Origin of the sequence: Streptococcus sp. IsoGale021 (genome assembly GCF_031142795.1) — a bacterium.
Taxonomy (GTDB): Bacteria; Bacillota; Bacilli; order Lactobacillales; family Streptococcaceae; genus Streptococcus; species Streptococcus hominis.
Window position 1 is genome coordinate 113,462 of sequence record NZ_JAKZJH010000002.1, and the last position, 24,744, is coordinate 138,205.

Consider the following 24,744-nt stretch of genomic DNA (forward strand, 5'->3'; position numbering starts at 1 on the left):
TTTCTGTTATACGCAAAAAAAGAGTGAACAAATAAAGTTGCACTCTTTTACTGTTAAAATGTTTTGTCAACAACTATATACGAATTACACTAAAAACGCTTTATAAACTCAATATCTTATCTTTATTTTTCAGCCGTCAATGCTGCCATTGTAATGTAGTTATAAGGTTTATTAAAGTGTGGCAGGAAGAAAATATCTGTCAAAGCTAGTTTATCAATGGTCACTTTTTCTTGGATTGCAAGTGAGAAGAGATGAATGCCCATTGAAATATCTTCGTGTGAAGCCATTTGTGCTCCAAGGATGACACGTGTATCTTTATCAAATACGATACGAATGGCTACTTCATGGTTATCGTGTTTGATAAATTCTGGCTTTTGAAGGTCGTTAAAGCCAGTTTCAACCGCATTGTAGCCAGCAGATTTTGCTTTTTCCAAGGTCAAGCCAGTTGAAACCATTTTAAGGTCGTAGATGTTGATACCGTTTGAGCCTTGCACACCAATACCTTCTAATTCATGACCGGTTGCATTGTAAGCTCCAACGATACCTGAACGGACAGCGTTTGAAGCAAGTGCAATGTAGCTCATTTTACCAAGGGAATTGTCATAAATCGTTGCACAGTCACCAACTGCGTAAACTCCTGGAATGCTTGTTTCTTGTTTTTTATCAACAAGGAAGGCGCCATTACGGAAAAGTTCAATCTTGCCAGCGCCAAGGGCAGTGTTTGGTCGGAAGCCAACAGCCATAATGACCATATCTACGTCAAACGTTTCTTTATCTGTTACAATACGTTCAACTTTACCTTCGCCTTCAACTGCTTGCACAGTTTGACCGTAGGCAAGTTTAATACCATGATCTGCCAAGTTTTTACTCATCAAGTCAGACAATTCACGGTCGTAGTAACCAGCAAGGCAAGTATCTGCAATGTCAATCAAGATTACTTCTTTTCCAAGGCGTTCAAAAGCTTCTGCGAGTTCAACACCAATGTAGCCGGCTCCAACAACAGCAACGCGATTGATTCCTTTATTGTTTTTCAGCTTTTCAATGACTTCTGCGGAATTTTGATACAATTTTACAAACTGAACGTTTTCCAGAGTCGCTTTAAATTCACGATTTCCTTCAACAATTTCAACACCTTTAATCGGCGGAATGATTGGTTGTGAACCAGTCGCAAAAATCAATTTGTCATAAGATTCAAGGTGTTCTTGACCATTTACAAGTGCGGTCACTTCTTTTTTGTCATAATCAACTGACAAAACAGGACTTTCCATGTAAACTTTAGCACCTTTTGCTTCAAGTTTTTCCTTATCTGAATAGAACAATCCTTCTGGACCGTCAATTTGCTTACCAATCCAAAGCGCCATTCCACATCCTAAAAAAGAAATGTTTGAATTTTGGTCAAACACCACAACTTCATTTTCATTTCCTAAGTTGTCTAACATCGTATTGATACAAGCTGTACCAGCATGGTTGGCACCAATAACAACAATTTTACTCATAGAGCAATTCCTACCTTAATTTTTAATTTACTAAAACATTATAACATTACGTGTTAGCGTTTACAATATATTTGCTCATAAAACTGAAAAATATTACATTTTCTATCAATTTAAGAGAACTTTTCATGAATGCTTTCATTTCTAATCTCAATGTAGTTTTTATCTCATCTTGTAGACAGACAGCTTTGTTGAAATTGTCAGAAAATTATAGAAAAAAATTGTGAAAACGTTATCTATCTGTTATAATAGGTATGTATTTTTTATTTGTAGAAAGGATGTGATATGGTGGACTTCAGCTCTCGTTCCATTCACTTAATGGGAACGACGATTACGATTTCAATTCTGCATCCGCAAGCAGATCTGCTACTTGACGAAGTTATTCAGCTACTTTTTCTGTATGAGAAACGCTTTAGTGCAAATGATGATGCTTCGGAGTTGATGAAAATCAACCATCAAGCTGGAAAACGATGGGTTCAGGTGCATCCTGATTTGTTTGAGCTAATTGAGCTAGGAAAACAGCATAGTTTAGCTCAAAATAGTCACTTAAATATTACTATCGGACCACTTGTACAAACATGGCGAATTGGTTTTTCAGACGCTAAAGTGCCTCAGCCGGAAGAAATCAAATATTGTCTTTCTTTAATAAAACCTACTTTTATTAAACTCGATTCTACTTCTTCTAGTGTTTTTTTGGCAAAAGAAGGAATGAAAATTGATCTTGGAGCACTTGCAAAAGGCTATATTGCTGATAAAGTGATGGAGTTCTTAAAAAATAAAGGCGTGACTTCTGCTCTCATCAATCTAGGCGGGAATGTATTAACCCTAGGAATCAACCAAGTTTCCAAGCGTCCTTGGCGGATTGGGATTCAGCATCCAAAATTAACACGCGGAAATAACCTCGCCATTCTTCCTATCGTGAATCAATCCGTTGTGACTTCAGGAATTTATGAGCGAACCCTTGAAAAACAAGGACATTCCTATCACCATATTCTTGATAGCAAGACAGGCTATCCTGTGGAGACAAATGTCGCTAGTTTAACGATTGTGTCTAATCGCTCTGTAGATGGTGAAATTTGGACAACACGATTATTTGGTGAAAGCCCATCGTCTATTCTAGAACAAGTTGAAAAAGAAGAACAGATTGAAGCGTTAGGGATTACAAAAGATGGTCAATTATTCTATTCTTCTGGTTTAAAGCCAGAACTGCTATTTTAATATCGGAAAGGAAATAATTATGTTAAAACTCATCGGTTTAGTTGGTACAAATTCAAAACGTTCCACCAATCGCCAACTATTACAATATATGCAAAAACATTTTGCGGATAAAGCAGAAATTGAACTGGTGGAAATCAAAGACATTCCCATTTTCAATAAACCCGCAGACAAAAAACTTCCAGCTATTGTAACGGAAATTGCTGAAAAGATAGAAGCCGCTGACGGGGTCATTATCGGAACGCCCGAGTACGACCACTCTATCCCAGCTTCACTCATGAGTGCTCTGGCTTGGTTATCTTATGGTATTTATCCAATGCTCAATAAACCCGTGATGATTACAGGCGCTTCCTTTGGAACCTTGGGTTCGTCTCGTGCACAGTTACAGCTTCGCCAGATTTTGGATGCCCCTGAGTTAAAAGCTTCCGTCATGCCCGGATCTGAGTTTTTGCTGTCGCACTCTCTGCAAGCATTTGATAAAGATGGCAATCTCATTGACCTTGAAACCATTCAGAAATTGGACGCACTCTTTGATGATTTCCGTCTTTTTGTGAAAATTACCGAGAAGCTATCCAGTGCGCAGGAATTATTGCACAAAGAAGCTGAAAACTTTGACTGGGAAAACTTGTAAGTAAAGGAGAATGACGCAATGAAATTTGTAGGAATTGTAGGCTCAAATGCAGAGCAATCGTATAATCGTAAATTACTGGAATTTATCAGAAGACACTTTAAACTAAAATTTGAATTGGAAGTCTTGGAAATTGATGAAGTTCCGATGTTTAATCAAGACGAAAAATGGGACGAATCTTTCCAACTTCGCCTCCTGTACAACAAAATCACCCGTGCAGACGGCGTCATTATCGCAACACCTGAGCACAACCATACCATTACTGCCGCTCTGAAAAGCGTGCTTGAATGGCTGTCATTTGAAGTTCATCCATTTGAAAATAAGCCTGTCATGATTGTGGGCGCTTCTTACTACGATCAAGGAACTTCACGCGCACAGGTCCATTTACGCAAAATTCTTGACGCACCAGGTGTCAATGCTTATACTCTTCCCGGAAATGAATTTCTGCTTGGAAAAGCCAAAGAAGCCTTCGACGATGAGGGCAATATTATCAACGAGGGAACCGTCAAATTCCTTGAAACCTGCTTGGATAATTTTATGAAATATGTAGAGGTCGTTTCAAAATTGAAAAAACCAAAACCAATTGAACCAGAAGATTTAGATGTGACCAAACCTATCGCAACAACGATTCAAGGCATTGACCCAGATGATCCTGAATGGGTTGAAAAGGCTGCTGCTATGGTAGGTGCCGTCTCAGGAGATACCTATGTAAAACTAGACCACGGTATTTTAACGGTGGATCAGATCAATATGTTCTTGAAATCCATGCCCTTTGAACTGACTTACGCCGATGACAACAACCAATTCCTCTACTACAACAATGCACATCAAGACCCTGATACCATGCTGGCAAAACGTGTACCATCTCAGTCAGGAAACCGCTTATCAACGGTTCACAATTCACTTCCGGCTGGCAGAATGAAAAATGTAGAGTGGGTGGTCGGAACCTTGCGTAACGGCAATCAAGAATATGTCCGCACCCTGATTCCAAATCCGCATTCACCAGTTTTAAATACACACAATTATCAGGCCATGTACTATCCAGACGGCTCTTACGCTGGGATCAATGAAATTGTCTTTAATTTCAGACCATGGCTGGAATGGTACTTGAAAACAACTGGTCAGCAGCTAGTTGGTGGAAGCGGTCCATTCGCTCCTGCAGGAGGACAGGCTAAAGCTGATGCAACTTCCGGTGCTTCGGATACAGGTAGTCACAGTGAGAGTACGAGTGAGGTAGATGCTACTTCTAGCGCTTCCAGTCATTGATCTAAAGAAATCAAAGAAAAGGTTGAGCAATTTTGTCTCATCCTTTTTTCTGTGTAAAAGATCATTCCATAAGATTCACTTGCACAGATTCCGTGAACTTGTTATAATAATGAATATACGCAAACGTTTTCTGCTGCAAGGAGATAATGATGATTGAAGCAAATCAATTATATAAGACATATAGTATTGTCGAGAAAGAATTAGGCCTTAAAGGTTCTATCAAAGCCTTTTTTCACCCCAAGAAAAAACAAATTCACGCTGTACAGAATATTTCATTAACGGTTCAAAAAGGTGAAATTATTGGTTATATTGGTTCGAATGGAAGCGGAAAATCCACGACTATAAAAATGCTGACAGGTGTTCTTTATCCAGATCGAGGTAGTGTTAAAATTAATGGACTTACCCCACAGAAACATCGTACAGCAGTCAATAAGCAAATTGGCGTTTTGTTCGGACAAAAATCACATTTACGTTGGGATATTCCTGTGCTGGAATCTTTTATTTTGCATGCGAAAATCTATGACGTTCCTGATAAAGTTTTTGAGGAACGCTTGGAGCAATTAATTGACCTGTTGCAGCTAGGAGATTTTATTCACCAGCCTGTTCGTAATCTTTCGCTCGGGCAACGAGTTCGCTGCGAATTTGCTGCTATTTTCATTCATCAGCCTGCCGTTGTTTTCTTAGATGAGCCTACAATTGGTCTTGATGCCAGCGTAAAAGAAACAATCCGCTCCTTCATTCGCTTTATGAATAAAGAACACCAGACAACTTTCCTCATTACGTCTCATGATATGCAAGATATTGAATCACTCTGTGGACGAATTTTTATCATTGATAAGGGCAAAAAGGTTTATGATGGAAGTCTGACGAAATTAAGAGAAAAGTTTTCAACAGTTAAAACCATTTCTTTCAAAACGCAAACGCCAATAGAAGAGCTATTCCAAATCAATGGTTTTCGTTTTGAGAAAATTGACTCTTATCATTTCAATATTCATTATCAGACAGATATTTATACTAATGCCCAAGTTATTAATCAGATTTTTGATCATTATTCAATCGAAGACCTAGCTATCAAAGAATTGACAATTGAAAATATCGTCAAACAAATTTATGAGGAGGGGCTTGATGAGTAAATATATCCATATCACACGATTAGCTCTTATTACGCAACTTCAATATAAATCTTTCTTTGTTGCAACCCTGATTCGTACTTTCATACAAGTTCTTGTCTCTATTTTTGTTTGGAAAACCATTTTTTTCACCCAATCTCATGTTAATGGTTATACTTTAGAAACGTTCACTACCTATATTATCTTCGCAAATCTACTAGGAAATCTAAATAGTTTTAGTATTGGACGGGATCTATCTCTGATGATTGTAGATGGGAATATTACTGGTGAGCTACTTTATCCTTACTCTTTAATTACTTCGCTCTTTTTCCAAGACTTTGCTGTCAAAATTGTTGAAATTGTTAAATTCATTCCAATTTTACTGATGATTCTTTTCATTCAAGGGCAGCTCTATCTTCCAAATTGGCAAACAGGTTTGCTTTTCCTATTTTCCAGTTTATTAGGAATATTTATTGTCCTCTTGCTAGATTTAGGGTTTAGCTTAACAGCCTTTTTCACGACGAATACATGGGGAATTTTGATTCTCAGAAATGGGCTTTTTTCACTTGCGTCTGGATCGCTTTTGCCACTGAGTTTTTATCCAGAAAATATCGCAAATATTTTGAAACTGTTACCTTACAGCTTTGCTGTTAATTTTCCAGTCAATATCCTTTTGAAAAGACCTGTTAATACTGAACTCTTCTGGATTCAGTTGGCTTGGATTCCGATACTTTCAGCTTTCATTGCTCTGCTTTGGTATCAAGCTAAACGCCGTTTAGTCATTTTAGGAGGTTGAAGATGAAATACATCAATATTTATTTTTATAATTTAAAAGCTTACTTGATTGCTAGTATGTCTTATAGGATGGACTTCTTTATTGGACTTATTTCTTCTTTGATTGAACAGATTGTTTATTTAATCTTTTTAAATGTATTATTTGCAAATATCAAGGAAATTGCCGGATTCAACTATGGACAAATGCTATTTATTTATGGAATGGCAACTATCGGACGTTCAGTTCACCTGATTTTCTTTGACAATCTTTGGATGTTTGGAAGCCGCTATATTCGCAAAGGTGAGTTTGAACGCCTGCTTATCATGCCCATCAATCCTCTTTTTCAGCTAATTTGTGAACGCGTGCAGCTACAAGGCTTTGGCACAACACTGATGGGAGCTATTGCAACTTATCAATCCTATCATTTACTCGGACTGCATTGGAACATTTTTCATCTACTTCTCTTTGTCTTTATCTGTATTTGTATTGGTTTACTCTATGCCGCTATTCAATTAGGACCTACTGCTCTTGCTTTTTGGATTGTCGAATCTTTCCCTATCACAATGGGGATTTTCTCCCTCAATCAAATGGCACAATACCCTATCAAAATTTACCCAACCTTTATCCAATTGATACTAATTTTTGTATTTCCTTATGCTTTTACTTCTTTTTTTCCAGCTCTTTATTTTTTAAATCTAAGCTGGATTGGTTTGCTACTTCCTTTAGTCCTACTTGTTATTTTTACTATCAACTACGCTCTATTCAAATACGGCATGAAAAAATTCTCCAGTGTTGGGAATTAAATATTAAAAAACCAACTGAAATCTTTCATCAGTTGGTTTTATTTGCCCTTGGAAAATAGAGACGAATCTCCGTATAAGTATTTTCTTCAGTTTTAATTTCCATGTGATAAGATTTACCAAATTGTAATTGCAAACGTTGGTCAACATTTTTCAGACCTACACCACCCAAGCGAACGAGTGTAGCATTTGTAGTTTCGCTGGCGACAAAGCCACGACCATTGTCATAAATTGAAACGATGAGCTGCGTGTCATTTTCAGAAACGCTAACTCGAATCATCCCTTGACGATTCATTTTTTTGATACCATGATAAATCGCATTTTCAACCAAAGGCTGCAAAATCAACTTCGGAATTTTGTAGTCATCATATTGCTTCAACTCTTTAATCTCATATTGCGATTTCTCACCATAGCGCTGTTTTTGAATAAAGAGATACTGACGCACATGGTCAATTTCATCTTTAAGAGAAATTTGTTCATGTCCTTGGTTCAAAGCTAAACGGAAATACTTAGCTAGTGATTTTGTTACTTCTACCACACGCTTGCTGTCATTAAATTCTGCCATCCATACAATTGTATCCAACGTATTGTACAAAAAATGCGGGTTGATTTGGCTGGAAAGCGCCTGCAATTCATATTTTCTGACATTCTGTTCCTCTTCTTTGACTGCAATCATCAATTGATCAATCCGGTCTAACATAATATTAAATTGTCTTGCCAAATCAACTAATTCAGGAGAGCCGGTTTCATTAGCCCTCAAATCTGAATGCCCACTTCCAACCTTTAAAATGGTTGCTTGCAAATCTCGCAAAGGCTTAATCCAAAGCCGAAGCACAAACCAGATCCCTATTAGACAAACACCCAAAGCAAACAGACCTGTTCCAATAAAAGACCACAAAATCTGCGTTTGAACTGCATGCAATTGTTCCATTGAAGAAACCCCAATCAATGTCCAACCACTATTTGGAATTTGATATTGAGATACATAAGCTTGTTTTGATTTGACATAGCCATTTTTGACAGAAAGATAGGGCGCCATCGCTTTCATTTCAGCGTTAGAAGAATAAACTGCTTTTTTAGGATGATAGACAAAGTCATGATTGGCATTGACGATAAAGGTAAATCCTTCTTTTCCTAACTGCAGTTGATCTAAGTAAGCTTCCAACGTCTTGTATCCAATATCTAAGCGAACAACCCCCAAATTTTTACCGTCTTTATCTACAACTTCCTGCATGATTGAAATCACCCATTTTTCACCAATTGTATGGCTGACGGTTCTTCGTGCTGGTGTCAAAATCGGCATAGCACCTTTATGGATAGCATCCTGATACCATTTTTCTTTCATCATATCAGCGGATGTCTTCATGGTTAATTCAGGATCTGTTGATATGAGATTTCCGTCTTTTGTTACCAAAATAGCAGATACCAAATCCGAATCTGTTTTTAAAATCGTTGCGAATAATTGCCAAAGTTGTTCAGCGTTTTCTTGGCTTGGTATTTGTGCGTATGTCTTTATTTTCTCATTTTCAGCCAAACTACTCGTTGTCTGTTTAACCTTTTGTAAATAAGAAGTGATAAACTGACCACTTTGCTGAATGGTCTTGCGTGTATTTTGCTCAGTTGTCTGGCGAATAGCAACCGAACTAGTCTGATAATAAATCCCACCGACAATTCCCAAAAGAGCTAATATCATAATAAAAACATAAATCACTAACTGAATCAGGAGCGAATATCGTTTCATTGCCCTTCTCCTCGTTTAAATTGCCGCGGTGTTACTCCAACGACTTGCTTGAAGCGTTGAGAAAAATAGTTCATATCTTCAAAGCCTACCTGCTCTGCAATTTCATAAACCTTCAAGTCAGTTGTCAAAAGCAGTAATTTTGCTTTCTTCATCCGTTCTTGAATTAAGTAATCCTGAAATGGCAAGCCCAGCTCTTTTTTGATGAGAACACTCAAATAAGACGAACTAAACCCGAGTTGAAAAGCGAGTGATTTAAGAGATAATTCTGTATCGGTTAAACGATCATGAATTGCTTGTTCTAAATCAGAAAATTCTGCTTGCTCAACCAGTTCATGAACTTGCTGCTGCTTTCGCTCCTTGTCCAATTTCTCTTTGACTTTAAACAACATCGTTTCCACATCTTCCCGCGAAAACGGCTTTAGTAAATAATCGTCAGCACCTAATTTTACTGCTGATAAAGCGTAATCGAAGTCATCATAGCCCGTTAAAAAGATAATATGAACAGAAGGATATTGTTCTTTGACTAATTGAGCTAGTTTAATCCCGTTTATATGTGGCATATTGATGTCTGTCAAGACAATATCAGGCTGTGCAAGCTGTATCTTTTCCCAAGCATCCAAGCCGTTTTCAGCCTCGCCCATGACTTCCATATCAAATGTTTCAAAATCTACTAAAGACGAAATACCTTGTCGAACAAGGTATTCATCTTCTACAATCATAATTGAATACACGAGCGCACTCCTACCATTTACTAAACTCATTATAGCAAATTTTTTCTTAAAATGCTGTTAGACATAGTTCAATAAATATCCATAACCTTTGCTTTCCATTTGGTCTTTAGGAATAAACTTGATAGACAAGCTATTAATACAATAACGAAGTCCACCTTTATCTTTAGGACCATCTGTAAAAACATGCCCCAGATGGGAATTTCCAACGCGACTTCGCACTTCTGTCCGAGTCATATTAAAGCTATGGTCTTCTTTATAGTTTGCGACATCCGGGCTAATCGGACGTGTAAAGCTTGGCCAGCCACAGCCTGATTCAAATTTATCTTTTGATGAGAATAATGGCTCACCTGTTACAACATCGACATAGATTCCTGCATCAAATTTATCCCAATAACGATTTGAAAAAGCGCGCTCTGTATCATCTTTTTGAGTTACTGCATACTCTTCCTCTGTCAGTTTTTTCTTAATTTCAGCATCTGACGGTTTTTTATATTTAGAAGCATCAATGACTGGATAGGCAGCCTGTTTAACATTGATATGACAATATCCATTTGGATTTTTCTTCAAATAATCTTGATGGTATTCTTCAGCCTTGATAAAATGTTTGAGCGGCTCTTTTTCAACCGCCAAAGTTGTTTTAAATTTTTTGCTTTGTTCTTCAAAAACCTTGTTAATCGTTTCAACATCAGCTTGATCTTTGTAATATACTCCTGTGCGATATTGTACGCCACGGTCATTTCCTTGTTTATTTTTGCTGGTTGGATCGATAATTCTAAAGTAATGCAGCAAGATTTCTCTTAAAGAAATTTTATTGGCATCATAAGTCACATGAACCGTTTCAGCGTGTTTAGTTTGTGAGATTAGTTCATAATTCGTTGTTTCGCTATTTCCATTCGCATAGCCAGAAACTGCGTCTACTACACCATTTACACGAGAGAAATATTCTTCCACCCCCCAGAAACAGCCACCTGCAAGATAAATATGTTTTAAATTAGCATTTTTCAAATCAGGTTTCTTGTTGTTGACGGGTGTCGTTTGGCTAACGGACGCTTCTTTTATTTTGTCAATAGAAGACTTCGTTGTCATAAAACGCCCACCCAAAACAATTGTACCAAGGATAAGTAAAATGGATCCGAGGAGTAAAAGCAATTTCATTTTGTGATCCATTGTCATTACCTCCTATTTGATACTTTTCAGAGTTGATTCAATTTCAGACTTTTTGATAAAACCTGGACGAGTTTTAACTAATTTTCCATTACTATCAATAAATGCGGCTGTTGGATAAGAGCGAACTCCATATTGCTCTAGTAATTTTCCGCTTGAATCAATCAAAACAGGTAAGTTTTTATAATCTAGTTTTGAATACCACTTTTTGAAATCTGCTTCTGATTTTTCACCCTTATGACCTGGAGAAACGACTGATAAAATAACGTAGTCTTTGCCATTTTCTTTCGCCAATTCATCCGTGTGTTTCAGCGTGGATAGACAGATTGAGCACCATGATGCCCAGAATTTCAGATAAACTTTCTTTCCTTTAAAATCTGATAGTTTATAAGTCTTGCCATCGACTCCTTTTAGATTAAAATCAGGAACAGTTTCGCCTTGATTCAACTTTGTAGCTGTCGTTTTATTTGTAAATTGTCCGTGTCCAGATTTAGTTCCACTAGCTGATTTTTGATTTCCACAGGCGCCCAACAAAGCAACACAAACAAGACCTGTGATGACTAACATTGTTTTTTTCATGAGATTCCTCCTTTTATCCACCAAATATTGAAGCTAGAACATTAAGATTTCCCAGCATAAGTAAAATTCCCATCAGGATGATAAGTAACCCGCCAATTTTCTTTAGTAGTCCCATATAAGGTTTTATTTTCCCAAAATGGCGTAAAACAATAGAAGAGGCAAGTGCCAAAATGAGAAATGGGATAGCAAGACCAAGGGTATAAACTAACATGAGGAAGCCACCTTGTACTGCTCCATTACCACCAGAAGCTGCAATTGCGAGAACAGAACTCAAAACAGGACCTACACAAGGTGTCCAACCAAAGCTAAAGGTCACACCTAGCAAGAAAGCATTGTAAAAATCATTTCTATTTTTATCTTTTTTTAATTGAACACTTTTCTGTCGTTGTAGTAGCTTAAAATTGATCAGTTCCATTTGATGAACACCGAGAAAAACAACAATTGCTCCTAATACATAGCGGAACCACTCTGTATAGAGAACTTTGCCCAAAAAGCCAGCGCCATATCCAAGAATTAAAAAGACTACTGATAATCCTGCAATGAAAAATAGTGTTTTTACAATTCCATACCAAGCAATCTTCTTTCCAAAAATAATGATTGTTCTTGGTTCATTTGTATCCAATAAAATACCAACATATACAGGAAGCAATGGCAATATACAAGGCGAGAAAAATGATAAAATTCCCGCTAGAAATACAGAAATCAAAAACACAATAGATATCATTATCTTTTCCTCCTCATTTTCTTTCTAGGAAAAGTATACACTGGTTCACTATCTAAAAATAGAGGATACGATTTGTAAAAACTTGAATTTGATATGGTCATAAAAAAGGGAGTGGGACAGAACTAAAAATTGAAAATTTTTAGTTCGTAGTCCCACCCCCGCAAGGGTGATTAGGTGCTCTTCTGAGCTTGAAAAGCGAATGAAGAGTCCAATCACCTACTGCGTTATTCGTTTATTACTAAATCTAATAGAAGCTGAGCACTTTTGTCTCAGCTTCTTTTTTATCATTCCATTTCAAATGTGTCACTCTTTTGTTTATTTGGCAAAAACAAAGACAACACAATCCCGACAATCGTTGGTACCAGCCAAGGAATTGAAGCTTGCTCAAATGGCAAAGCATTGATTAAATTGCTCACACTAGTCAATTTAAATTGCGAGCCGATGATATTCGCAAAGGCAATAATTGTTACAACTGCGACCGTTAGCTGCATTCCAATCTTAGATAAGGCAACAAACTTATTGACAATCACAATCATTACAATCGCAATGGTAATCGGGTACAAAATTTGCAAGACAGGAACTGAATACTGAATGATCGCTCCCAAACCAAGATTTGCAATTGCAAATCCAATTAATGTAAAGACTGTTGCATAAGTTTTGTAGCTGATTTTAGGAAAGGTTTTATTGAAAAATTCTGATGTTGAAACAATCAAACCAACCGTAGTCGTGAAGCAGGTCACTGTTACCATGGCTGCAAGGAAAATCTGTGCTGTCGGACCAAAAATAGCTTGTGTAGCTTGAGATAAGACATAAACTCCTTTATTGGCATCAGAAGCCATTACATCAGCCGGAATTGGGAAATGATTTCCAAGAAATCCTAATCCAATATAAAGCGCACTAAATCCAAGTGCCACCACCACTCCAACAATCCAAATAGTCGAAATATATTCTTTTTTATTAGCAAAGCCGAGTTGGTTCAATGTTTGCACAGCGATAACGCTAAAAGCAACAGAGGCAAGTGCATCAAGCGTATTATACCCTTCAAGAAAGCCAGTTCCAAAAGCTGCTTTTGCGTATTCCGTGCTAGCAGCTTGCGGTGCAGCTGCTCCATATTTTATCGCCCCCAAAATGACTAGAATGACAATCAAAATGGCAAACACAGGAGTCAAAATCCGACCAATCCGATCCAAAATTTTGGAAGGATTTAATGAAATCAAGTAAGCAGCCACAAAATACAAGATTGTAAAAATAATAAGTCCTAATCCAGTCATATTACTCGAAAGCAATGGTGCAATCCCAACTTCATAAGAAGTCGTTGCCGTCCGAGGAATGGCAAAAAATGGACCAATCGCTAGATATAGAACTATCAAGTAACCGGTCGCAAACCAAGGAGAAACCTTTTTAGAAATTTCGTAAACATAGCCTTTGGGATTTAAAGTACCGATAATCAATGTTAAAATAGCAATTCCAACTCCTGAAAGTACGAATCCTGCAATCGCTGACCAGAAGTGTTCGCCAGACAAAGCTCCTAAAGTTGGCGGAAAGATTAAATTCCCTGCGCCGAAAAATATTCCAAACAAGAGTAATCCCGTCAGTGCTCCCTTTTTAAACATCTTCTCTCCCTTTTCTAAAATTTAGTATGTTCAACCATTATAACAGATTCTTACAATACTTCAAGTGATATAAAGTATAAAGTTAAAATATTGCACAAATTCTGAATGTTTGAGCAAAACAAAAGCAGCATAATCAAGTCATGCTGCTATATTCTTATTTAATCCCTAGAGCAATACGAGCGTAGCGACTCATTTTATCCACAGTCCAGGCAGGATACCACACCAATCGAACTTCTACTTTGCTCACTTCAGGTACATCTGACATCGCATCATGAATCTGATCAGTTAATAAGTCAGCCAGTGGACAGCCCATTGTTGTTAAAGTCATATCAATTTGTGTCTCGCCGTTTTCACCATTGAATCGAATCTCATAAATCAAACCAAGATTTACAATATCAATTCCTAATTCAGGATCAATAACTTGTTCCAAACTTTCCAAGATACGATTTTTAATATCATCAATTTGTTCATTTGTGTATGCCATGGTGCCTCCTTTTGTCTACTAATCCTCAATAAAGTCACGAAGTGGCTTGCTACGACTTGGATGACGCAATTTGCGTAGGGCTTTGGCCTCAATTTGTCGAATCCGTTCACGAGTTACGTTAAAGACTTTTCCAACATCTTCCAGCGTACGCATTTTCCCATCATCTAGACCGAAACGCAGACGTAGTACATTTTCTTCACGGTCTGTTAATGTGTCAAGAACCTCGTCTAATTGCTCACGCAGAACGATACGTGTTGTATAATCAACTGGATTTTCAATCACTTCATCCTCAATGAAATCGCCAAGATGACTATCATCTTCTTCTCCAATTGGTGTTTCAAGAGAGACCGGCTCTTGAGCAATCTTCAAAATTTCACGAACTTTGTCTGGTGTCATATCCATGCGCTCCGCAATTTGCTCTGGCGTTGGATCTTGCCCCAATTCTTGCAAAAGATTTCGTTGTTCCCGCACTAATTTATTGATTGTCTCAACCATGTGAACCGGAATCCGAATCGTACGAGCTTGGTCAGCAATCGCACGAGTAATTGCTTGACGAATCCACCAAGTAGCATAGGTTGAAAATTTGAAACCTTTGGTATAGTCAAACTTGTCAACGGCTTTCATCAATCCCATATTGCCTTCTTGAATCAAGTCAAGAAACTGCATGCCGCGTCCAACATAGCGCTTAGCAATAGAGACAACCAACCGCAAATTAGCTTCTGCCAAACGTTGTTTCGCTTCTAAGTCGCCTTGCTCCACAAGAACAGCTAATTCTTGCTCTTCTTCATTGGTCAATAACGGAACAACACCAATTTCCTTTAAATACATACGGACAGGGTCGTTCACTTTAGCAGAATTGCTACCAAGCAACTCCTCATCTGTTAATTCAGCTTCTTCTTCCTCTGTATTTAAAACCCGTTCACTTGGGTTGCCCTCTTTATCCGTAATAGCAATCCCTGCGTCCTGAATCCGTTGAAGAAGATCTTCAATACCATCAGCTTCCAAAGTAAATGGAATGACTAATTGATCATTGATCTCATCATCGGTTGCTGTACCAGTTTTTTTATGGTTGCGAATAAATTCTGCAACTTGAACATCAAAAGTTGTTACTTCTTTTTGTTTTGTAGCCATTCCTACTCCATTCTCCTTTTTTGAGCAATAAATCGCTCTAGCTCTTCTAATGCCGTATCTGCATCTCCACTATGAGATGCTTCACGGACTTTTTTACCAATCAATTGATTTTCTTTGCGAAGCAATTCCTTATCTCGCGTTTGCTCCACTTCAATCAGTTCCTGCTCAGAAACTTCCTCTGGTAGATTTTCTTCTAAGACCCGATACCAAGCTTGCTGTACCGAATCATTTTGCTCAGACAAATCTTGTGGCGTTACCTCGCCATTTGTTTTTAAAATATCGTACAAAGTCTGCAATTCTATTGTTGCGAAATGAAAATCTTTCCTCAAACGATAATCATTTAAAATCACAGGATTATCAATCATCCGCTGCAGAAGATGACTCTCTGCCTTAATTAGCCGCGATACTTGCTGTGTTACCGGAATGTCAAGTCTTGACACTTGTTGATGAGATTGCTGTTGTTGCTCTCTTCTATTTACTAAACGATGATTATTAACAGCTTGCTCCACCTGCTGGTAGTCAAAATCAGGTAACAATTCAGCTAACATATAAATATAGGAATTTTGTGCAGTGATTGATTGAACCTGCGCAATCAAAGGAGACATTTGTTCAACAAATTCAATTTGAGCTTGCAAGTTTTCGATATTATCTGGCTTCAGATAGTTCAGAAGAAACTCTATATCACTAATTCGTGTTTTAGTCAGTAAATTTTGTAAATCATCAGCAGAATTTTTTTTGATAAATTCATCTGGATCCATATTATCAGGAATCCTGACAATTTCAACTGATAAATCGTACAATTCATTCAGAGCTTTTGCTGTCGCTGCTTGTCCTGCTTTGTCACCATCGTACGTTAAAATAATTTTCTTTGCGAACTTACGAAGATGCTCCACATGCTCATGCGTCAATGCTGTCCCCATAGATGCTACAGCATTTTCAATTCCAGCACGATAAGCGGCTATAACATCCATAAAGCCTTCCATTAAGTAAATTTCGTGACTTTTCTTGATAGTCGCTTTGGCCTTGTCCAGATGATACAACTCATAGCTTTTATTAAAAATCGGTGTACTGCGACTATTTTTATACTTCGCGACTTTCTGCTCTATATCGCTTGGTTGCCAAATACGACCTGAAAAAGCAATGACTTGTCCTTTATCATTTGTCAATGGAAACATAATCCGATTTTGAAAGGCGTCATAAACCAAATTGTTATCAGCTAAGTTGAACAAACCAGAATTCATAATGACTTGCTCATCAAACTTTCCACTAACACTTTTATAAAGATAGTTATTTTCATTGGGCGCTAAACCAATTTGAAAATGCTTGATAACCTCATCTGTTAAGCCACGTTCATAAAGATAAGAACGTGCTTCTTCTCCTATCTTTGTTGTCATCAATACTGCATGGTAAAACCTTGCAGCTTCCGCATGAATGTCATAAAGTGCTTGATGAGGATGTGTATGTGTTGACTGCTCTTTTCTACTATGCTCTATTTCTAATGGAATCCCTGCACGATCTGCAACAATTTGTACAGCGTCCATAAAAGAAACACCACGATAATCTTCAATAAATTTAAAGACATCACCTGACTTTCCACAGCCAAAACAGTGATAAAATTGTTTTTCTTCTACTACATTGAATGATGGAGTTTTTTCCCCATGAAAAGGACAAAGCCCCAGATAATTCCTTCCGGCCTTTGTTAGAGCAACGACTTCTCCTATGATTTCGACGATATTGACGCTATTTTTAATATCAGAAATGATTTCTTTATCAATCAATAGACAACACCCCCAATTTATCATAGAATAACAACTTACATTTTATAATAAATTTACCAAAAAGTAAAATATTCACTATATTTTTTAGATATTTTATTGACTTTCCCCTTTTTTTAGATATAATATAGTTTAGTATTTTGAAAGGAAAAAGAAAATGTTAAAGGACCTTAAAGAGTTTTTGCTTCGCGGCAATGTAATTGATTTGGCAGTCGGTGTTATCATTGCCAATGCTTTTGGAGCTATTGTGACTTCGCTTATTGGAGATGTTATCACTCCTTTGTTTCTCAATCCAGCTTTAAAAGCTGCTGGTGTAGAACAAATTGCTGGTCTAAAATGGAATGGGATTGCATACGGTAGTTTCTTAAGCGCTGTTATCAATTTCCTCGTCATCGGAACAGTTCTCTTCTTCATCGTCAAGTCTGTTGAAAAAGCGCAAAGTCTTACTAAAAAAGAAGAAGACACTGCTGAAGAAACTGCAGGACCAACTGAATTAGAAGTTCTTCAAGAAATCAAAGCATTGCTCGAAAGCAAATAATTATGAAAAAAATTCACTGATGAAAATCAGTTTTTTTGTTTACTCTCACGGTTTCTTGATATTCTGTTTGCCTTAACCTGCCCCTCTAGCTGCTACTTCTATTAAACTTGCGGTGGAGTTTTGAGATGACAGATAACGTCCATACGGTAAAACTGCTAAAGCTATTGATTTTTATTGAGTACGAGTTCGATTTTATCTAAATAGAAACAAAAAACAGACCGAAGTCTGTCATTTTGCTCAATTAGAATTTTTTACGTTTACGAGCTGCTTCTGATTTACGTTTCCGTTTTACAGAAGGTTTTTCATAGAATTCACGTTTGCGTGTTTCTTGAAGAGTACCAGCTTTAGTAACCGCACGTTTGAAACGACGAAGAGCATCGTCAAGGGATTCATTTTTACGTACTACTGTTTTTGACATTTTTTTCACTCCCTTCAAGCTTAAAATCTTTTAAATTTTATCATATTAAAATACACTTGTCAAGTCCCAGAAATTAAGGGAATGTGGTAAACTTTTCTAGAACAAGCATTATTATTAACTTAAAAGGAAGTTGATTTTTAGCAAATTTTTCAAAAAAATCTGCCAACTACTTCATTCTGTAATCTAGGCTGTAAATTTATTATCGAATTTGTTCAAAATGTAAATGGACTGCAATATGATCGCCATAACCATTGCGCTCCAAATCTCGTTGCAAGCGGTAGGAAATATAATGCTCGGCAATAGTGATATAACCAGCACCTAGCAGACGATTTTCTACCATAGATTGAATCATACTGATAGTAGCTCGTTCAACACCAGCCTCCTCCAGATCTAACACTACTTTTTTAGTTACAAGCGCTAAATTTTGACGTAGATCGTCTGTCAAGACATAAACCGTTTGTGCTGCTTTCAAAATAGCTTGATAAATTTTATCTGGATTAAAATCAGTAATTTCTCCATTACGTTTGATGACTTGCATAGAAAACTCCTTTAGTTTTATTCGTTTCGTTAAGAGAATACAGTTTATTATACTATTTTTGTGCTGATTCTCAAAATGATAGATACTGTGGGAGAGTTGGTAGACAAAAGCTGCGGTTTTCAATGCTTGCTTTTGATTATCTTGATTAAAAAAAGACAAACACTCAAAAACAGAGTTGTTTGTCTTTGGGAAGAAAGATTAGATTTTTTCTAAAATCTTCAATTATTTAATCTTCGTTATTTCTTTTACGACGGCGAGCACTAGCTAGAGTTCCCAAACCAAGTAGCAGGCCTAATGCAGCAACCTGATCTGCTTTAGTACCTGTAGCAGGCAGAACTTTTTGACCAGTATTTTGTTGTCTAACTAACAATGGTTTTGGTTGGTAAGTTCTGGATAAGTGTAAGTTTGGTACTTTTCCACCTGTTTCTTTTTGAGCCTTCGGAGGAAGTTGACTTCTCAATTGCTCATAGTTTTCTTGTAACTTGGTATAAATTGAACGAGAAATCTCTAGTTTTGCTTCTTCATCTTTTAACGTTTTAACCTTAGAGGCATAGTCAGCTTGTGCAGCTTGAAGAGCCTTTTGAGCTGCTTCAAGTGCTTGTGGTGCATTTTGTAATTTTTCCAAGTTATCTTGTGCTTCTTTTAGCTTGGTTTGACTAGCTTGCAAAGCGTCTTTTGCCTTGGCAACATTTAACTCCGCTGTAATTAAAGCTTTCTTTAGTTTTGCTAATTTATTTTTAGCACTATCTAGCACTTTTTGAGCTTTTTCTAAAGCTACTTGTTTTGGTGCTAACTTGGACGCAATAGCTGCAGTAGCGCGCTTCAAAGCAGCTTCTTTTGTCACAACATTTTGCTTTGCTTTTTTCAAAGCTGCTTCAGCTGTAATCACTCCAGCATTCGCAGTAGCAAGAGCAGCTGAACGATTCGCAGTCAACTTTTGAAGGTCTGCTAATTTTGCCTTTTGGATATTTAAAGTAGATACATAGCCTGTTCTTTGAGCTCGCAACATAGCTAATTGATTCTTGGCTACTGTTGCTTGTGCATCTACAGCTTGTGCAGCACCAGCAAAATTACGGATTGCTTGCTCATAATCATCTGCGCTAAGAAGAGTGCCATTATTAACACGCGCATTAAAATTAGGTTCTCTATGAAATCCAACTTCAGACGTTCCATATACATTGCTGTATTGATTTGGAACTTTATCATATGCAGCTGAAATGGTATTAAAGTTTTTATCCATCATTTGAAGATAGTGACCAACTCTATAGAAGAAAGCAAGTTGACCACGATTACGTAAGGTGGTATAAATTTGATTGGAATCAATGTCTTGCTCATTGGTTGTTAAGCCATACTTAGCTGCCTCAGCCATATAGATAGATTTTTCCTTATGCCAGAAGTCAACGGCTCCTTTTGGAGTAAAACTAATCGCCACATTTTCATTTCTCAAATATTTACCCATATGCCAATTTGCTCTTTCAAAATAAAGAGTTTGGACTTGGCTGGCTGGATTTTTGTAAGGATCAATCAATAATTCTTTTAATCCAGCTTGTCTACGATAAGCATTGATAGCTCTAACTAACTCAATTGCTTTTAAATTATTTTCTAAAGTTGCTGGGCTTGTTGCGTCAGAACCAACTGTAATGCCGTCTTCATGTTTAGCTCTTTCATAAGTTGTTAGAGCTTCAGCAGCTGCATTACGAATCGCTTGGTTGGCTCCATTTGTTTTAGCGTGTTGTAAAAATTCACCATAGGTTGCTTTACTCAAATCAACATTTCTTCTATTAGCAGCTGATTGTTCAGCGCGGGCTACTTCAGCGGCTTTTTGATCAATAGCTGCTTGATTTTCTGCAACTTTTTGCTCACTTTGCTTGACTTGTTCAGTTGCTGATTTGATTTCTTTAGGAAGATTAGCAACTTCTTCCTTCACTTTAGCAAGATTATTTTGCTTTTCTGCTAAATCTTTTTCTGCTTGTTTTTCTGAATCTTGTGCTTGGTTGAGCTCTTGCTGCTCATTTGCAACCGGAGCTTTAGCTGTATCTAATTCACGTTGTGCTACATCAACAAGTGATTGTTGCCCTGCAACAACATTTTCTTGATTTTTAACAGCTTCTTTTGCCTTTGTTTCAGACTGTTCTGCTTCTTGAACCTTATTTTCCTCTGTTGTAACCGCCTTCTCTGATGTCGCCACTTCTTCTTTTGCGGTTTCAATAACTTCTGGAGTTGCTTCTTTCTTTTCTGCCTCAGCATTTGCAATAGCTTTTTCGCTATCTGCTACCGCGTCCTTTGAAGTATTTACATCCCCTTTAACTTGCTCTACAACTTTTTGCTGAGCATCTGTCTGAACCTTTGCAGCATCGGCTTGCATCTTTGCTGATTGAACATCTGTTTCTGTAACTGGTTTGGTGATTTTTTCAGATGTCTTTGGCTCAGTAGATTGTGTTTTTACTTCTTCGGCATTTACTTGATGTGATAAACTGCCTGAAATAATAGTGGTTGCAGCTAAACCGGTCGCAACTACTGATTTTTTAATTTTTCTCTCCATTAGACGGCCTCCTAATATACTTGCTACTTTTCATTATAAACCATTTCAGCCTAAATTACAATTCCGCTAATGTATTACTCAGATAACTATTAGATTACAATTCTTTTACATCAATTATTGGTAGGGAGAAATCTATGGGGGAATCCTACACAATACAACTTATCATTTCCTGATTGTAAAAGATTTCAAAATACGTTACAATAGAGAAAAAATTCTTCTGTATGGGGACAGTTAAGATGATAAAACCTAAGTATCAATGTATTGTAGATCAGATTAGCCAAGATATTAAAAGTGGGAAATTGTCCAAGGGACAAAAGATTCCTTCTGTCCGTCAGCTGGCAGACGACTATCGCTGTAGCAAAGACACAGCCCAGAAGGCACTGATAGAGTTGAAATATCAGAAGTATATCTATGCAGTTCCTAAAAGTGGCTACTATGTGCTGGAAAATAGTCTGGAAGACCAGCAGGACATAGAATTAACCGTCAGAGATGACCACTACCAAATTTATGAAGACTTTCGACTTTGTCTTAATGAAACGCTGATTGGACGAGAGAATTATCTTTTTAACTACTATTCTCAGCAAGAAGGGCTGGAAGACTTACGACAATCTGTCCAGCAGCTGCTTCTGGATTCAGCTATCTACACCTCTGCTGACAGGCTCGTTCTGACATCTGGTACCCAGCAAGCTCTTTATATTCTTTCGCAAATTGCCTTTCCAAATAAAAAATATGAAATTCTAGTTGAGCAGCCGACCTATCATCGGATAAATGATTTGCTAACTGCGCAACAACTTCCTTATCAAACAATTGAGCGAACTCCAGAAGGGATTGATTTAGAAGAATTGGAGCGGATTTTTCAATCTGGTCGTATCAAATTCTTCTATACTATCCCGCGCTTTCATTATCCCTTGGGACATTCTTACAGTCGAAAGGAGAAGGAAGAAATCATTCGTCTCGCTCGGCTTTATGATGTTTATATCATAGAAGATGATTATTTGGCTGACTTTGACAGCAAACGCGAACTGACCTTCCATTACTTGGACGACAGCCAGCATGTCATCTATATCAAATCTTTTTCTACTAGCCTCTTCCCTGCCCTTCGGATAACAGCTCTGCTATTTCCTCCAGCTATTCAGCCCACTTTTATAGCCTACAAAAAAGCAGTAGACTACGACAGCAATCTCATCATGCAGAAAGCTCTATCCCTTTATATTGACAATCTCATGTTTGAAAAAAATCGTCTTTCTCTGCTCAATCAACAAGAAAAAGAATTGACGAGAGCTAGAAAACTTTTAAGCCAAAATCAGATCAAACTTTCCTACTTTATCAATAGAGATGGTATCTTACTAGATCTACGTGGACTTAAATCTGTCAGCTCCCTCAAACATAGCAATCTGCCATTGGATTTTTTTGAAGCAAGTTATATACAGGATTGTCCTTATCAATATGCAAAAATTAAATACGGGGATCTAGAAAAAACCTTAGAACGCTTAAATGAATATTTATAAGGGAGTGGGACAGAACTAAAAATCGAAAATTTTTAGTTCGTAGTCCCACCCCCGCAAGGGTGCTTAAACAGTTATCAAGCTGTTTAAGGTTGCAGATGAAGAAAACGAAGTTTTCGCCAAAAGCGCTCTTCTGAGCTTGAAAAGCGAATGAAGAGTCCAATCACCTACTGCGTTATTTGTTTATTACTAAATCTAATAGAAGCTGGGACACTTTTTGCCCTTAACATATCACTCTTCTTTCATCATTCCAGCCTGCAATTGATACATTTTATAATAAGTCCCCTTAAGCGCTAGAAGCTCTTCGTGTGTGCCAGATTCAATGATACGTCCCTGCTCCATGACATAAATGCAGTTAGCGTCCTGAATGGTGGACAGCCGGTGAGCAATGGCAATCGTTGTTCGTCCTTGGCGCATTTTTTTCAGCGAAGTTTGGATAAGTTCTTCGGTCTCTGAGTCAATATTAGCAGTTGCTTCGTCCAAAATCAAGATTTTAGGCTTGGTAGCGATTGTTCGAGCAAAAGCTAGCAATTGCCTTTGTCCACTTGAAAAAGTCGCTCCTCGCTCGGTTACTGGACTGTCATATCCTGTAGGAAGCTGACTAATAAAATCGTGAGCATCCACAAACTTCGCAGCTTCTACAATATCCTCTCGACTCATATTTTCCTGATACATTTGGATATTAGAAGCAATGGTACCGTGATAGAGGAAAGGATCTTGAAGAACTAAACCAATATTCCGGCGCAGTTCAGCTTGGCTGTAATTCTTAATATTTTTATCATCAATTAAAATTTCTCCTCTTTCAAATTCATAAAATCGCAGAAAAAGATTGATGATTGAAGACTTGCCTGAGCCAGTCGAACCGACAAAGGCGATTGTTTCCCCCTGCTTGACTGAAAATGAAATATTTTTCAGAACATCACGCTTGCCGTCGTATGAAAAGGAAACATGACGAAATTCAATATTCCCAGCTGTAATTTCCAATGGAAGATTAGCTTGATTGGGCTCATAGTCTCTACGGTCTATGATTGCAAAAACACGGTCTGCAGCCACCATAGATGTCTGCAAAACAGAGTAATTTTGCATCAAATCAATCAGAGGATTGAAAAGTTGATTGACATATTGGATAAAAGCATACATGACACCTGCTGTCACTCCTGCAACCTGCCAAGTAAAGCCAAAGTAGGCTAAAATAACCGCATAAGCTAAAATTTTCAGCAAAGACATAGCTGGACGCAGAAAAAGGCTATTGATATTGAGATAACGAACTGTATACTCCAAATGCTCGCCGTTAATCGTTTCAAATTCATTTATCAGACGCTTTTCCTGACCAAACGCCTGAATAATTCGCATCCCCTCAATACTTTCAGAAAGTTTGACATTCAAATCGCTCAGTTTGCTTCGGACGAGTTTTAGCAGACGATTAGATAAGCGTTGATAAAGTAAAATGGAGCCCAGCATGACTGGTAAAAAAAGTACAATAAGTCCTGTCAAGCGCCAATTCAAGGTGCACATCGTCACTACTGTTACAACAAGAATAAAAATGGAACTTATAAAGCTTGAGAAGATGCTACTAAACATATCTGCTACCGCTTGTGTATCATTCGTCAAACGGGAGACAATCGCTCCTGCAGCCGTTTGATCAAAATAAGCCATACGTAACCGTTCAATATTTTCAAAACTCTCCTGACGCAGATCGCGAACAATGCTATATGCCACACGGGCAAAAGAATACTGTCCTAAGAAAGTAAATAGCACCCTCAACAGAAAGAGAGCATAATAGAGAATCAGAATATAAAATCCCGCCATAATCTGATGACGACTGATAAAATGGTCAATGAAATACCGAGCCAAAAGTGGCAAAGCTGTCGTTACCAAAGTTGTTGCAAAGATAAAAGTAAGTGCCAAAATGCTCACCCATTTATAACGCCACATATAAGTCAGAAGGCGATGAAAAGTTGCTTGTTTTTTCATA

22 protein-coding genes are annotated in these 24,744 nt (G+C 37.6%); 8 read left to right on the forward strand and 14 right to left on the reverse strand.

Features of this window, described 5'->3' with window-relative positions; translation table 11 throughout:
* Positions 1 to 122: 122 nt before the first annotated feature.
* Complete coding sequence (gene nox, locus RG565_RS02200) at positions 123 to 1,496, reverse strand: H2O-forming NADH oxidase (protein ID WP_247936608.1); 1,374 nt, start codon at positions 1,494 to 1,496, stop codon at positions 123 to 125.
* A 285-nt stretch (positions 1,497 to 1,781) separates the two neighbouring features.
* On the opposite strand from nox, the gene RG565_RS02205 reads away from it, so the two are divergent.
* From RG565_RS02205 to RG565_RS02230, 6 genes are all read left to right on the forward strand, one after another.
* On the forward strand, positions 1,782 to 2,711 hold the full coding sequence (locus RG565_RS02205) for an FAD:protein FMN transferase (RefSeq protein WP_247936717.1): 930 nt from the start codon (positions 1,782 to 1,784) through the stop codon (positions 2,709 to 2,711).
* Between the two features lie 19 nt (positions 2,712 to 2,730).
* A complete protein-coding gene (locus tag RG565_RS02210) occupies positions 2,731 to 3,339 on the forward strand; it encodes an NADPH-dependent FMN reductase (protein ID WP_022525121.1) in 609 nt (202 codons plus the stop codon).
* 18 nt (positions 3,340 to 3,357) lie between these two features.
* Complete coding sequence (locus RG565_RS02215) at positions 3,358 to 4,602, forward strand: NAD(P)H-dependent oxidoreductase (RefSeq protein WP_308937440.1); 1,245 nt, start codon at positions 3,358 to 3,360, stop codon at positions 4,600 to 4,602.
* A 149-nt stretch (positions 4,603 to 4,751) separates the two neighbouring features.
* A complete protein-coding gene (locus tag RG565_RS02220) occupies positions 4,752 to 5,735 on the forward strand; it encodes an ATP-binding cassette domain-containing protein (protein ID WP_022525120.1) in 984 nt (327 codons plus the stop codon).
* On the forward strand, positions 5,728 to 6,507 hold the full coding sequence (locus RG565_RS02225; RefSeq protein ID WP_151380266.1) for an ABC-2 family transporter protein: 780 nt from the start codon (positions 5,728 to 5,730) through the stop codon (positions 6,505 to 6,507). Before RG565_RS02220 ends, RG565_RS02225 begins: the two co-directional genes overlap by 8 nt.
* Positions 6,508 to 6,509: 2 nt before the next feature.
* The gene (locus tag RG565_RS02230) at positions 6,510 to 7,289 is read left to right on the forward strand and encodes an ABC transporter permease (protein WP_186832738.1); all 780 of its coding nucleotides are present in this window, start codon (positions 6,510 to 6,512) and stop codon (positions 7,287 to 7,289) included.
* A 28-nt stretch (positions 7,290 to 7,317) separates the two neighbouring features.
* On the opposite strand, the gene RG565_RS02235 is transcribed toward RG565_RS02230, so the two are convergent.
* From RG565_RS02235 to dnaG, 9 genes are all read right to left on the reverse strand, one after another.
* Positions 7,318 to 9,027, reverse strand: coding sequence for a sensor histidine kinase (locus RG565_RS02235; protein WP_247936609.1), 1,710 nt, complete (start codon positions 9,025 to 9,027; stop codon positions 7,318 to 7,320).
* Positions 9,024 to 9,758, reverse strand: a complete 735-nt coding sequence (locus RG565_RS02240; protein WP_049534012.1) for a response regulator — start codon at positions 9,756 to 9,758, stop codon at positions 9,024 to 9,026. The genes RG565_RS02235 and RG565_RS02240 overlap by 4 nt, the downstream gene beginning before the upstream one ends.
* Before the next feature lie 57 nt (positions 9,759 to 9,815).
* Positions 9,816 to 10,925, reverse strand: a complete 1,110-nt coding sequence (gene msrB, locus RG565_RS02245; RefSeq protein WP_006269564.1) for a peptide-methionine (R)-S-oxide reductase MsrB — start codon at positions 10,923 to 10,925, stop codon at positions 9,816 to 9,818.
* 12 nt (positions 10,926 to 10,937) lie between these two features.
* Positions 10,938 to 11,501, reverse strand: coding sequence for a redoxin family protein (locus tag RG565_RS02250; protein ID WP_247936610.1), 564 nt, complete (start codon positions 11,499 to 11,501; stop codon positions 10,938 to 10,940).
* A 13-nt stretch (positions 11,502 to 11,514) separates the two neighbouring features.
* A complete protein-coding gene (gene ccdA2 / locus RG565_RS02255; protein ID WP_247936611.1) occupies positions 11,515 to 12,225 on the reverse strand; it encodes a cytochrome c biogenesis CcdA family protein in 711 nt (236 codons plus the stop codon).
* 284 nt (positions 12,226 to 12,509) lie between these two features.
* On the reverse strand, positions 12,510 to 13,838 hold the full coding sequence (gene brnQ, locus RG565_RS02260) for a branched-chain amino acid transport system II carrier protein (protein ID WP_247936612.1): 1,329 nt from the start codon (positions 13,836 to 13,838) through the stop codon (positions 12,510 to 12,512).
* A gap of 154 nt (positions 13,839 to 13,992) precedes the next feature.
* Positions 13,993 to 14,322, reverse strand: coding sequence for a metal-sulfur cluster assembly factor (locus tag RG565_RS02265; protein ID WP_003024629.1), 330 nt, complete (start codon positions 14,320 to 14,322; stop codon positions 13,993 to 13,995).
* 18 nt (positions 14,323 to 14,340) lie between these two features.
* Positions 14,341 to 15,453, reverse strand: coding sequence for an RNA polymerase sigma factor RpoD (gene rpoD / locus RG565_RS02270; protein ID WP_003042522.1), 1,113 nt, complete (start codon positions 15,451 to 15,453; stop codon positions 14,341 to 14,343).
* Positions 15,454 to 15,455: 2 nt separating this feature from the next.
* A complete protein-coding gene (gene dnaG / locus RG565_RS02275; RefSeq protein WP_282187022.1) occupies positions 15,456 to 17,231 on the reverse strand; it encodes a DNA primase in 1,776 nt (591 codons plus the stop codon).
* A gap of 154 nt (positions 17,232 to 17,385) precedes the next feature.
* Here dnaG and mscL point away from each other — a divergent pair, with 154 nt between their 5' ends.
* Positions 17,386 to 17,766 carry a large conductance mechanosensitive channel protein MscL gene (gene mscL / locus RG565_RS02280; RefSeq protein WP_247936614.1) on the forward strand — a complete coding sequence of 127 codons (381 nt, stop codon included), beginning with the start codon at positions 17,386 to 17,388 and terminating at the stop codon, positions 17,764 to 17,766.
* 241 nt (positions 17,767 to 18,007) lie between these two features.
* Here mscL and rpsU read toward each other — a convergent pair whose 3' ends face one another.
* From rpsU to RG565_RS02295, 3 genes are all read right to left on the reverse strand, one after another.
* Entirely contained in the window at positions 18,008 to 18,184 is a 177-nt protein-coding gene (gene rpsU, locus RG565_RS02285; RefSeq protein ID WP_000048054.1) for a 30S ribosomal protein S21, read from the reverse strand.
* Between the two features lie 199 nt (positions 18,185 to 18,383).
* Entirely contained in the window at positions 18,384 to 18,722 is a 339-nt protein-coding gene (locus RG565_RS02290) for an ATP cone domain-containing protein (protein ID WP_003042152.1), read from the reverse strand.
* Between the two features lie 226 nt (positions 18,723 to 18,948).
* The gene (locus RG565_RS02295; protein ID WP_247936615.1) at positions 18,949 to 21,264 is read right to left on the reverse strand and encodes a CAP domain-containing protein; all 2,316 of its coding nucleotides are present in this window, start codon (positions 21,262 to 21,264) and stop codon (positions 18,949 to 18,951) included.
* Positions 21,265 to 21,485: 221 nt separating this feature from the next.
* Between RG565_RS02295 and RG565_RS02300 the strand changes: the two genes are divergently transcribed.
* Entirely contained in the window at positions 21,486 to 22,772 is a 1,287-nt protein-coding gene (locus RG565_RS02300) for a PLP-dependent aminotransferase family protein (protein ID WP_247936616.1), read from the forward strand.
* A 228-nt stretch (positions 22,773 to 23,000) separates the two neighbouring features.
* On the opposite strand, the gene RG565_RS02305 is transcribed toward RG565_RS02300, so the two are convergent.
* Complete coding sequence (locus RG565_RS02305; protein WP_247936617.1) at positions 23,001 to 24,743, reverse strand: ABC transporter ATP-binding protein; 1,743 nt, start codon at positions 24,741 to 24,743, stop codon at positions 23,001 to 23,003.
* Position 24,744 lies beyond the last annotated feature (1 nt).